Source organism: Spongiibacter pelagi, from assembly GCF_014705705.1.
Lineage (GTDB): Bacteria > Pseudomonadota > Gammaproteobacteria > Pseudomonadales > Spongiibacteraceae > Spongiibacter > Spongiibacter pelagi.
Genome location: NZ_JACXLD010000007.1, coordinates 170,781 through 182,795, shown reverse-complemented (window position 1 = coordinate 182,795; position 12,015 = coordinate 170,781). Strand labels below are relative to the sequence as shown.

The 12,015-nt window shown below is 49.0% G+C and carries 11 protein-coding genes and 1 pseudogene; 4 read left to right on the top strand and 8 right to left on the bottom strand.

Annotated features, from left to right (window positions below):
- Window positions 1–1,294: IS21 family transposase (gene istA, locus IB286_RS12700; protein ID WP_190766119.1), on the top strand; the 1,294-nt coding region annotated here is incomplete at its 5' end.
- A pseudogene (istB, locus tag IB286_RS12695) lies at window positions 1,284–2,063 on the top strand (IS21-like element helper ATPase IstB). The gene istA and the pseudogene istB, both read left to right, overlap by 11 nt.
- 48 nt (window positions 2,064–2,111) lie before the next feature.
- Here istB and IB286_RS12690 read toward each other — a convergent pair.
- The 4 genes from IB286_RS12690 to IB286_RS12675 all read right to left on the bottom strand — a co-directional run bounded on the left by IB286_RS12690 (window position 2,112) and on the right by IB286_RS12675 (window position 5,461).
- Window positions 2,112–2,861, bottom strand: a complete 750-nt coding sequence (locus IB286_RS12690; protein ID WP_190766117.1) for a Rieske 2Fe-2S domain-containing protein — start codon at window positions 2,859–2,861, stop codon at window positions 2,112–2,114.
- A gap of 155 nt (window positions 2,862–3,016) precedes the next feature.
- Window positions 3,017–4,000: a hypothetical protein gene (locus tag IB286_RS12685; RefSeq protein ID WP_190766115.1), complete on the bottom strand. Its 984-nt coding sequence runs from the start codon at window positions 3,998–4,000 to the stop codon at window positions 3,017–3,019.
- Window positions 4,000–5,229, bottom strand: a complete 1,230-nt coding sequence (locus tag IB286_RS12680; RefSeq protein WP_190766113.1) for an Arm DNA-binding domain-containing protein — start codon at window positions 5,227–5,229, stop codon at window positions 4,000–4,002. The genes IB286_RS12685 and IB286_RS12680 overlap by 1 nt, the downstream gene beginning before the upstream one ends.
- On the bottom strand, window positions 5,222–5,461 hold the full coding sequence (locus IB286_RS12675) for a hypothetical protein (RefSeq protein ID WP_190766111.1): 240 nt from the start codon (window positions 5,459–5,461) through the stop codon (window positions 5,222–5,224). The genes IB286_RS12680 and IB286_RS12675 overlap by 8 nt, the downstream gene beginning before the upstream one ends.
- A gap of 167 nt (window positions 5,462–5,628) precedes the next feature.
- On the opposite strand from IB286_RS12675, the gene IB286_RS12670 reads away from it, so the two are divergent.
- Window positions 5,629–5,805, top strand: coding sequence for a helix-turn-helix domain-containing protein (locus IB286_RS12670; RefSeq protein WP_450097559.1), 177 nt, complete (start codon window positions 5,629–5,631; stop codon window positions 5,803–5,805).
- A 47-nt stretch (window positions 5,806–5,852) separates the two neighbouring features.
- Complete coding sequence (locus IB286_RS12665; RefSeq protein ID WP_190766109.1) at window positions 5,853–6,149, top strand: hypothetical protein; 297 nt, start codon at window positions 5,853–5,855, stop codon at window positions 6,147–6,149.
- 169 nt (window positions 6,150–6,318) lie between these two features.
- Here the strand turns inward: IB286_RS12665 and IB286_RS12660 are convergent, their stop codons facing one another.
- The 4 genes from IB286_RS12660 to IB286_RS12645 form a co-directional block, all read right to left on the bottom strand.
- Window positions 6,319–7,521 carry an NADH:flavin oxidoreductase gene (locus IB286_RS12660; RefSeq protein WP_190766107.1) on the bottom strand — a complete coding sequence of 401 codons (1,203 nt, stop codon included), beginning with the start codon at window positions 7,519–7,521 and terminating at the stop codon, window positions 6,319–6,321.
- 13 nt (window positions 7,522–7,534) lie between these two features.
- Window positions 7,535–8,347 carry an SDR family NAD(P)-dependent oxidoreductase gene (locus tag IB286_RS12655; RefSeq protein WP_190766105.1) on the bottom strand — a complete coding sequence of 271 codons (813 nt, stop codon included), beginning with the start codon at window positions 8,345–8,347 and terminating at the stop codon, window positions 7,535–7,537.
- A 71-nt stretch (window positions 8,348–8,418) separates the two neighbouring features.
- The gene (locus IB286_RS12650; protein ID WP_223826364.1) at window positions 8,419–11,052 is read right to left on the bottom strand and encodes a TonB-dependent receptor; all 2,634 of its coding nucleotides are present in this window, start codon (window positions 11,050–11,052) and stop codon (window positions 8,419–8,421) included.
- Between the two features lie 2 nt (window positions 11,053–11,054).
- A complete protein-coding gene (locus IB286_RS12645) occupies window positions 11,055–12,002 on the bottom strand; it encodes an NAD-dependent epimerase/dehydratase family protein (protein ID WP_190766103.1) in 948 nt (315 codons plus the stop codon).
- Between the last annotated feature and the right edge of the window lie 13 nt (window positions 12,003–12,015).

The following is a 12,015-nucleotide window of genomic DNA, read 5'->3' as shown; positions in this document are numbered from 1 at the left end:
GCGGCGAACCGTTAAGCAGCTACATCGCGACCTCACAGGGCTTGGTTACACCGGCTCTTATGATCGTGTTGCCGCCTTTGCTCGCCGTTGGCGACAAACTCAAGATGAGGCTAAGCGTCTCTCCAGCAAGCATGTTTACGTACCACTTCAGTTTGCTCCGGGCGAAGCCTTCCAGTTTGACTGGAGTGAGGACTGGGTCAGGATTAACGGTGTCAAAACTAAGCTGCAGATCGCGCACTTCAAGCTGAGTTATAGTCGAGCCTTCTATCTCCGGGCGTATCTGACCCAGACACACGAGATGCTGTTCGACGCCCACTATCACGCCTTCCAGGCCTTTGGCGGTGTCCCTCAGCGCGGCATTTACGACAATATGAAGACCGCCGTCGATAAAATTGGACGAGGTAAGCAGCGCCAGATTAATAAGCGCTTCTATGCCATGGTCGGCCATTATCTCTTTGAGCCCGAGTTCTGTAACCCCGCCTCAGGTTGGGAGAAGGGGCAAGTAGAGAAAGCGGTGCTCGATGCTCGCCACGGGCTTTGGTATGACGCCCCCAACTTTACTTCACTACCCGAGGTAAATCGCTGGCTGGAACAGCGTTGTCAGCTACGTTGGCAAGAAACAGCCCATCCCGAGTTTAGAGCACGGTCGTTGGCCGAGTGTTTGACCGATGAGCTGCCTGAGATGATGCCTGTGCCGCCAGCCTTTGACGGCTTTGTTGAGGACACCAAACGGGTGTCTTCAATCTGCCTGATTACCCATGAGCATAATCGCTATAGTGTTCCAGCGAGCTTCGCCAATCGCATGGTCAGCCTGCGGATTTATCCAGAACGCCTAGTGATCGTTGCCGAAGCCCAAGTGGTTGCTGAGCATGAGCGTGTCTTTAATCGTGATAAACGTACTCAAGGACGAACCATCTATAACTGGCGCCATTACCTTACCGTTGTACAACGCAAACCCGGCGCACTGCGCAATGGTGCGCCGTTCAGCACATTACCTGAGAGCTTCCGGCTGCTGCAAACCAAGCTTTTAAAGCGCCCAGGAGGTGACCGAGAAATGGCGGATATCCTAGCGCCCGTCTTGTTGCATGATGAGGCGTTAGTAGAACAAGCCATTGTTAAGGCGCTGGCATTAGGGGAATCGTCTAAAGAACATGTTCTCAATTGCTTAAACCGACTTGAGCAACCACCTCGACCGCAGCCTCTTAAGCCTCCACCCACTCTCAAGCTCGTTACGGAACCCATGGCTAATACAGCACGCTACGACAACCTGAGGAGAACGCAGCATGAACACTGAGGCGATGGTGGCAACACTAAAGTCCCTGAAGTTGCACGGCATGGCCGATGCGATCTTAAGCCTGTCGGAGCAAGCATCACCGGCATATCAAAATGCGTTACCGGTACTCAGCATGCTGCTCAAAGCCGAATCCTCTGAACGGGATGTGCGCTCGATCCAATATCAGATGAAGGTGGCGAAGTTCCCAGCCTACCGAGACCTGACTGGCTTCGACTTCCAGCAAAGTATCGTCGACGAAGTGCTTGTTAAATCTCTGCATCGTTGTGAGTTCCTTGAAGACGCCCAGAATGTGGTTTAAGTCGGCGGGCCAGGTACGGGCAAAACGCATCTTGCGACTGCCATCGGAGTTCAAGCTATCCAGCAGCACAGGCAACGGGTGCGCTTCCTCTCAACGATCGAGGTGGTTAATGCACTTGAGCAGGAGAAGCTGCAGGGGCAACAAGGGCGCCTTGCGAATCGGTTGATCTACACCGACCTCGTGATATTGGATGAACTAGGCTACTTGCCGTTCAGTCAGGCAGGCGGCGCCTTGTTGTTCCACTTGATTAGCAAACTTTATGAGCGCACCAGCATCATCATTACAACCAATCTTAGCTTTGCTGAATGGTCGACGGTGTTTGGCGACGAGAAAATGACGACGGCGCTACTAGATCGATTAACACATCATTGCCATATCCTTGAAACAGGCAATGACAGTTACCGACTAAAAAACTCAACAACGAACAGGGAGGAAATTAAGACCGGCAGAAAACCGAAAACTACGCCATAATCTGGTGAACGGGGTGGGTCAGATTTAGATGCAAATAGCGGGTCAGTTTTAAATGCAAATCAACACTATAAGCTCAAAGGTGAGAATATCCCCAAAGCGTTGCTTTGAAAGGAGGATTCCAGGGCCGGTGTACCACGTCGCAGTCGTGAGCATACAGCCATAGCCGGCGTGAACACCGCCTTGCCGTTGGATATAAAGGTGATCCCGAAACTCTGTTTCAAAATATTCACAGGGTGCTCCGTGAGTTGGCCCGAGGTGCCTTGCGTCGGCCATATTGTCGAGAATTTCCTGAGGATGGATTGCCAGTTCCCCTAAATGGTCGAGCTCCCAGCGCACCCACTGTGGCTCATCCCATTCTTTAAGATAAGGGGCTGGGTATGCTGGTTCTGAGCTCTCTGGGTCATGCCACATCATGATGCAGCCCATGACCTCTTTAACAGGGTAGGAATTAATCACGGCAGACCTAGGGTAGTTGCCTTCGAAATAAGGAATATTGTCACAATTTCCGTCAGGGCCAAACCTCCAGCCGTGATACGGGCAGCGAATGGAGTCGCCTTCAATTTGCTTTCCCTGCTTTACAAGCTCTGCACTGGTTCCTCCAGCCAAGTGTGTCTGCATATGGGGGCAGTAAGCATCTAGTAGCACTGGCCGGCCACTTTCGCCTCGGTAGAGCGCAAAATCTTTTCCAAAAAAACGTAGTGCAATAGGTTTGTTGGTTAGCTCGGAGCTTTCCGCGATCACAAACCAGCCGCGGGGGAAGGTGTGGGGGCCGAGGGAATAGTCACTTGCTTTGGCCATAGGGTATCTCCAAGTTTGCGCTACCCATTAGTGCGCCTTTTTCTAGATGGGAGCTTTTATCATAGGAATCGTAGCGCCTTTAGAAATACCCAAAACTATTAATAAATAGACTTTTTCAGCCTGTTTAAAAGATTTGTTGAGCGGAGGAATGCGTTTTATTGGTTATTCTCCGAGTTGGAATTTGTTTTTTGAGCACTGATTTCGTGAGGGCAAAAGGATAACTCTCCGGGGGATCTGGCACTCTGTCTGTCTAGGTAAGAAACCACCTGATAGGCCTTGATCGGCTTGCTGGGATACCAACTCCGCGGTTTAAAGAATCCGCGTATCAAGTTGGTCAGCATAGGGTGAGTTCTCTCCAGCTGGGATAAAGGCTCCGCAAGAATTTCTAGAGCGGCCATTTCGTGGGGCTGGTAGTGGCCTCGTTCGCTTCGGCTCTTCCCAACGAGGGTCACTGTCTTTCCAATGTCGTGAAGGATAATCAGGGTCACACAAAGGTCTCTGCCAATGCCTTCGACTTTCCCAAAGGGATGATGGAGCAATTGCTCAAGCATGTCGGCAGTGTGATCCAGCAAACCGCCCTGATAAGCATGATGATGCGTAAGGGAAGCTTGGACGTTCAGAAAGCCCAGAGCGTTAGCGGGGTCATAGAAAACATCCATTAGAAACTGCTTCAAGGCATCAGACTCCAAGCTCACCCAAGAACGAATTACGGTTCTTAGCTGCGGGATAAAGCTTTCTGGTACCCACTCTCGCGGGAGCAGTGCTGTTGGCCGAGTCTGATGTGCATCTATGGGCTGTATATTTTCAATCACGACAACATGACGTCCTGCCGCAATTTTAAGCTCGCCTACAACGCTGATGACATCTCCATGGTTAACATCCCTTTGTGACGCAAGAAACCGACTATGCACGACGACAGAATGTACAGTTCCCATCAGGTTACCCAGTTCCAATTTGGAGCAGGGCTCATTGCGTCTATTCATTTTATCCATGCGCCCCATCACTCGAAATTGCATCTGTTGGAGCTGTTTTGGACTTTCACTCTCAAGTAATACTGCTGCAGGTCGAAGCGCTTCAGGGAGCCGTAGCATCGGATTTAACGATACAGGATCTAACAAGATATCTTTGAACTTTCCCATTACTGATCTCCTTCCAAACTTCTTTGCAGGAGCGTTTCAAATGCTGAGCCATCATTGCGGGTGAGATTGGGGACGTAGCGGGAATACACCCGGAATAACATCTCCGTTGAGGTATGCCCAAGTTGAGTCGCAATCCATTCAGGAGACTCGCCAGAAGCTAGCCACAACGTCGCAGCGGTATGACGAGTTTGATAGGGACGTCGTATATTCAGCCCAAGATACCGGAGCAATGGATACCAGACTCTATCCGTAAAATTCTTGTTGTCTAAGGGCTGACGATTACGATTACAGAACACGTATTCGCTCATGCCATTCGTGGCATCCTCTTGGGCTTTCAGGGCAAGATAAACCGCCTCCGACATGCGTATCTCACGCTGGCTACCATCGGTCTTTGTGTACTCCACGCGCCCTTTTGTGAAAGTTTCCCGAATCAGAATTTGGCGCCGTTCGAAATCGATGTATTTCCATTTGAGCCCGTGCAGCTCTCCAGAGCGCATACCGGTAAAGAAACGAACGGTCATATAGCTGTGATAATCGGGCCGGACTGCGCCCAGAATCTTTCTGACTTCTTCTAATGAAAACGGATGGATATCCTTCTTCTGCACTTTGAGGCGCTTGATGCGCTCGGTTGGACTGTTAAACTCATAGCGGTCAGCAGCCTCATCAAGGATGGCCTTTAAGGAGCCCACTATCTCGTTGATCGTTTTAGCGCTGAGTAGTTTGTCATGGTGGCCTGGGACTTTGGCGAGTTGAGACCTAAATGACAGTACTTCCGCTTTGGTGATGCTGTTGACCCCTCGATCACCGAATACAGGTATCAAGTGGCGGGATAGAAAAGACTGCTGAAGCTCAAGCGTAGACTTCCGCCAACGCACTTCGTTTTCCATCAGCCACTGATTGGCAAACTCTGCAAAAGAAGGATATTCGACTACTTCCTCCACGCTCTCCACATGAGAGGCGGAAGTACTTACTCTCAATGGAAGAGCCGCAGTACTCGAGAACTGATCTCCTACAGCCAACTTCTGCCCAGTCTTTGAGTTCGGAAAGTAAGCCAAGTAATCGAATTGACCGAGCATTATTTCCGCTTCGATTTTTTTGAGGACCTGATCCATCTTCCTACGATTAGTAGGATTATCGACTAAGCGTGTTTGTTCTCTGCATCGTTGACCTTTGAAGAAAAAATCGAAGTAGAGAAATCCCGTTTCCTTTCTAGCTCTAATCTTAGACACGACAAATCCCTCCGGATGACATAGGAATATCAATAGAACTCGCCGGCTTTACCTTCCGCATATCCCTTTCGATGGTTTCCCAGATAAATAAAATCTTGCGGCCGCCAAAAGGCCGAAAGTAATGGACTCCTTCTAGAAGAACAGAATCCTTCAACTGGTTACGAATGGTCCGAGTGTCATACTTAATCCGCTCAGAAAGCTCGTCTGTGGTCAGAAAAGTTTGTGTTGTCATTACCCCTACTCCTGTGTGATAAGATAGCGGAATGACAAAAAGCTATTAAGGGAGGCGATTTGTCATCCTGAATAACATTTTAGCTGCAAAAATGACTTTTGCAACAACTTTTTTTCATTCTGGATGACATATCTATTTTTAGAATGATCAAATGTCATTTGAGCAAGATGATGGGCGAGAGAAAGCTCAAGGTCACAGATGTGGCGCGGGAGACGGGATTGCATCGTAATACCATCACCCTTCTTTACAAAGAAACGGCTACCAGAGTGGATTTAGAAGCCATCGATAAACTCTGTGAATTTTTTGATTGTGAAGTACAAGATTTATTTGAAAGAGTATCGTGAGAGAACATCAGATTTCTCTGCACTTTATTAGATTACTGAGCTCCACAATGTCTCGACCCCATAAGAATAAGAAGTCCACCAAATCTAAAAAACTCAGGATGATCCTTGAGTATTGGCCAGGAAGGCCCCTCAAACGGGCAAATCCTGCTTTTAGTCGTATGGAGAAAAAATGGCAGGGACTCATTATGAGAGAGCTGCTGGACGGTACCATTGAAGAATTTTCTATATCACCAGAAACACCAATTTTTCTTGATGAATTCCTTAGTGTCCTTCAAGAGCAGATTGGCGAAATAGCCAGTGCAGACGATAAATGTTGTGGGCTGAGAATCTATGCAAGAGCCTGAAGTCGGTTTTGCGACAAAAGCGGCCTGTTGCGTTGTTGTAGTGGACGGCGACAGTTGGTCAAAAGCGGACAGTCAGACTGTTTTGGGGGCATGACGTGACGACTACCGCCATCGCCTGCGTTGCTATGGGCGTCTGCTAAGTGCCAAAAACGGTGCATGGCCGGTTCTCTTAGATATCAATGTGCGCGTAAAACTCTGGGCAATGGATACCCTTAGGGCTCTCAATTGTCCCGACGCATTTATTACAGTGTTTACACCGGCTAACAAAATTGCGGTCAGCTGAAAGTTGGTCAGCAAAATCAGGATCCGCCAAAAGGCTTCTTCCGAGCTGAAAAAAATCAAAGCCGGAATCCAGAAGCGTTTGCAAGCTCTGTCCACTACAAGCGCCGCCGATATAGATAATTTTACATTTTACAGCTTTTTGAATTCGCTTGGCTTGCTCGATAAAGTAAAGCTCTGAAAATGGCATGGAGGGAAACATGCGACGACCTACTAGGCGTAGTAGAAAACGCATGATCCGATTTGTTTCGTAACGCAGCAGGGCTGGTAAAATACTCGGACCTCGAAACATTAACATGGGATTCATTGTAGAGGTGCCGCCGCTTGTCACGATGCCGTCTATGCCAGCCTGATCGAGTGCAATGGCGATTTGCATAGCATCTTCATAGTCAAGCCCGCCACGACGCCCCTCCGTCATACTGATTTTTCCCAGAATAGGGAAGTCTTTGCCGACTTCCTCTCTTACCGCTGCGAGGACTTCAAGGGGGAGGCGAAGCCGGTTCTCCATTGAGCCGCCGTACTGATCTTTGCGTCGGTTAGTCAAGGGACTGAGAAATTGGCATAAGCCATAGCCGTGGCCAAAGTGAATTTCGAGAGCATCAAAACCAACCGACTTCATGAAACGGGCCGCTTTTCGGTATTGCTCGATCATGTCTTGAATATCACTCAAGGTCATGGTTTCAGCGATCCACATACCTTCAGAAATGCCCAAAATATTTAGGCCACCACTCGCTCCTTTAGGGCGTTTGTTAAGTGATCGATTTTTTGAAAATGCACCGCAATGACCCATCTGGCCAGAGACTTTGCAGTTTCTTGCATGGATCGCAGAAATAACGTTTTCCAACGGAGTGCGTATGGCTTCATCCATCACCAGCATATTGGCATTCAAGGCGCCTTCTTTTGAAACCGCACAATAGCCTATTGTGGTCATCGCGATGCCCCCTTCCGCGAATCCGGTATGAAAGCGAAGGAGCGTGTCCCCTGGCATCCCGTTCGGCGTCATATTCTCAAATGTGCCTGCTTTGATTATTCTGTTTTTTAAGCGCAATGGCCCAAGCATCGCAGGCTCAAGGGCGGGATGTTTGTTTGTCATATTATTGGACTCGTTATGCGGGCCCTGCGGGCTTAACGTTTGAGACTTTACTGTAGGCCCGAGAGAAAACACGCGACAATACATTGGGTGCCAGTTTGCTAAAGAGTCTGAACAGGTGTGCATCCAGGCCTATATAGCAATGCGCTCGATTGCGCATGATGGCTGTAATGATTTTTTGTGCGGCTTTTTCCGGTGATACACCAAAGCGTTGCGCTAAGGCCAAATTCTTTTTGGCAATCTCAAGGTCATCCGACTCCTTGAGGGTTGCCATCATCATGTCAGTTTTGATCGCGCCGGGGTGAATGCTGCTGACACCAATATTGTATCCGGCCAATTCTGCGCGCAGTGATTCGCTGAAAGCTCGAACTGCCGCCTTGCTACTGCTATATGAGCTTTGGCTGGGTATGCCATAACAGGCGGCCATGCTAGAGAGGTTGACTATATGCCCCCCGTTTTTTTCTTTGAGTGCAGGCAGGCATTCCCTGCTGATGTGTACTGTCGACCAAAAGTTGAGGTCAAATACTTTTTGCCAATCGGCATCGCTGTGCGATTCCACACTTTTTTGCAGTGTCATCCCCGCATTATTAATAATAATGTCAGGGGTTTCCCCAGAGTGACTTAGCTTTTGTGAGAGGCTTTTGATCTCGTCTTTATTGCATAAATCAATACAAAAAATTCGACGTTTGATTTTTTGATCAGTCAGTGAGGCATCGAGCTTTTCAAGCGCCACCCTGTTGATGTCGATCAAAATTAGGTTGCAGCCCCGTTCCGCAAACGCAGAGGCCAACGTGCTGCCTAGGCCGCCAGCAGCGCCAGTAATGAGCACTGTTTTTCCTGGCAAGTAATTCATGTTGATATTTTGGCCCATGTCATAGATGTCATTTTTGTAGATGTTGTTTAAAAGGTTCTGCGTAATTCTATGCCGTAGGTACGTGGGTCGCCGAGCACCTTGGTAAAGGTGCCGATACTGTCTCCTGCAGATACGGCACCAATATCGTAACGTTCATCCATCAGGTTTTTGACATAAAACGCGATATTGAACTCCTCGTTATTATCGGTCCAGCCGAGTCGCGCATCCATCAAGGTGTAAGCTTTTGAGTAGGCGGTAGATGGGTCTTCTTGTGCGCTTAACCATGCACCTCGGTCAAGCCCCAGATAGATATCGCTCTTATAGCTAATGTCTAACCGCGGAATAAACACCCCAATATTGGTTTGAAGACTATATTGAATACCGAGTGACGCGGTTTCTTTGGGGGATACGGCAAACTCTTCATCTGAGCGATCGATGGTGATTCTCTCACCACGCAGAGCAAGTGCTTTTAAGTCGTTATCGGTAAATTCTTCGTACCGGTAATTGTTATTACTGTATGTCAGGTTTACTAAGGTACTGGCATTGGGGAACCACATAACTTCTAGCTCGGCGCCTTCAATGAGTGATGCACCGGCATTTTGAGAGCCCACCACCAACGTATTGTTGCTATCAACATTGACCGTAATCAAATGCATGTTTTTGAATGTCATCGAATAAGCGGCAAGATTTACACGCAATGATTGCTCCAGCGCATCAATCTTGATCCCGATTTCGCGGTTTTCGAGTTCTTCAGGTTTTACTGCGCTCAACCCATCGAGGCCAAACGGTTCCTGGAAACCTGATTTGAATCCATTGCTCCACGTAGCGTAAGCCATGGCAGAGTTCAATAGTGTGCCATCTAGAAGTTGTTCCGGAACGATGTAGGCCACAGAAGCCATCGGGGTGAATTGTTTGAACGTATCTCCGCGCGTATCGATTTTCGGTGCACTTAATGGTGCCCGAATATCACCCGGAAATTGTTCATGCAAAATATTATTGGCAATGGTTAATGGGTCTTGTGACCATCTGCCCAGAAATGCCATCGCACCCATGCTGGGCATGATGGGTACAAATCGTGGGTCAGCCGAACTAATAATTGAGGTGACGGCTTCAAGATCTGCGCTGCGGGTAACTAAATAAGAGTCTCGGGTTTCCTGAGTATAACGTCCGCCTACAGTGAACTCGAAATCGTCGGTAACGTGCCAAGTTGCCTGGGTAAACACGGCCAGTGTTTCGCCATCAATTTCAAAATCTTGAACCGTGGCAAGCGGAAGTGCCGCTGCAACCAATGGCACGGTTCCACCTGGAACCAAGCCAGTGACAGAACCCAGCAAATCGGTAATGGCTTCTATGTCGATACCAGCCTGGCCGCCGGCGAGACCAAGGAAATTGATAGGTTCAGAGCCTACCAGGGGGTTCGCGGTGTTAAAGCGTTCTGACTTGAATTCATCCTGCAGGAAAATACCAGCAGAGTAATCAACAGACTCAAAGAGAACCCCATTGAACTGTAACTCAAGAGTCAGAGATTCTTGCAGGCCATCGTCCAGCAAATCGGCGCGCAGAAATTCCGCAGGGCCGCCTTCGTCAGCCGTGGTTTGCGGATTCATTTTGGTGGCATCGCGGTAGCCGAAGATGGCTTTGAAGCTGTGGTCATCGCTGTATTGGTAATCCAGCGTCAGGCCGAGAAGAAATTCGTCCTGATCTTTTTGCTGACGCTGGCTGTCACCCTGGTTGGTGTGCAAGTCTTTCTGCGATTCGCGGCTATTGGCATTACAGTTGTCAACATAGGCAGAGGGGTTGTTGGGATCGGTATCGCCGGGCCAAAGTAGACCAAGTCCGTTCACAAACAACGCGTCTTCGTTGGCGATTACACAGTGGTACGATGGGAAGTTCTCCCTGATTTTACCAATAAAGGTAAAGGTATCAAGCGTAATATCGTCAGAGGCGATCCAGCGGCTTTGAAAAATACCGGAGAGCCGATCGATAGACTGGTTTTCACTCCCCGTTGCGTCTTTAAAAAATCCATCCCGGCGGCGTGAGTTGAGTGAGAAGCGAGTATAGAAATCATCAGTAACCGGAACATCTACTGCCGCTTGTAAACGCTGTTCATTGAAATTCCCAAGTGCTGCCTCTACGTATCCCGCAGCATCTTCGCCCGGTTTGGACAGCGTAAATACCAATGCGCCGCCGGTATTGTTTTTGCCGAACAGTGTTCCCTGCGGCCCACGAAGAACCTGAATACTGTCTACGTCAATGGTGTCCAAAAGTTGTCCGTCTGGGCGCGGAATAAAAATGCCATCCAAATAAACGCTTACAGAGGGGTCGAAGCGGGCAAACGCGGCGCGCTGACCAATACCGCGAATAAAAATTTGGGGCGTTGTGCTGTTGTTTATCTGTAGGCTAGGCACCGATTTACTCAGTTCTTCCGCACCTAAAATCCCCCGCGCCCGCAGGTTGTCACCACTGAGGGCGGTGACCGCGACAGGGGTTTCCTGGATACTTTCCGCGCGTTTCCGTGCGGTAACAACAACTTCTTCAATTCTGCCCGCTTGTTTCATCTCTTCTGCTAGCAGTGAGCTTGATACTGTGCAGAGAAAAAGGGGCATGGTGGCCAGCGTTAATTGCTGGCGAATCGCATTGAAACGGCTCTTAAGCTGGCGGCGATTTCCGGTAGGTATCATTTTTATATTCTCCTGAGGAGCTTCGGCATTAGCCATTTGAGTAACGGGCGTATAGGGGTTGTTAACTTGCGAACGCGTGAAAAAGTCACCGCAAGTTCATTTTCATATTCTTCAAACGCGCTGCGTTGGTATTGCAACAGTGCTTGGGATTCGTGGGTGTCCAGCCAGTGGGTGTAATAGGAATCCTGTCCGTGAATACCGGGTTTTTGCGGTAGTCCCATTGCTTTGAACGCGGCGTTCAGAAAACGATGATGTGTGATTTGGCAGTGCTTTCCACCGCCGAGCAGCAGTGTTTTTCCTATTGCAGCCGGTGTGCTAACCGCACGCGACATTGCCAAGGCAATATCCCGAGGATGCACATATTCCATTGGTGTATCGGGGTGTACGGCAAGCAGTTGTTTGAACACTTGTCTTTCGGTGCGCAGGGTTCTGGCATCGACAGAGACGCCAATTCGCATGATGATCCACGGCAGCGATGACTCGTGCAGAACACGCTCAATTTCAATTTTGTGTGCCGTGTAATTGTCGGAAGTCATCACCGGATCACTGCTGTGACGAATCGGGTTGTCGCGTTGTGATGGGCCAAATACTGTGAGCGATGACGGATAAATAAACAGTGGCGGCGTCGGCAGTGCCTGAGCCAATTCGATAAGTGTTTTGCTGGCTTCCACATTCACTGAATACGCGAGCGAAGGGTTACGCTCTGTCATGGGTGGCAGCAGAGAAGCGAGGTGAATAACGGCATCAATATCGACAAGTAATTCTGCCAATAGCGCCTTATCTCGAATATCTCCCAGCCGGATATCAAAGCGTCCCTGAGACTTCTCGACAATCTGACGTTGGTTTGGGGTATCGATGTCTGTGCAGCGAACCTGATGTCCGTCGGCGAGCAGTTGCTCAATACAGAGCTGGCCTAAATTGCCAAACGCGCCGGTTACTAATACGTTCATTTTGTGTTCTTAT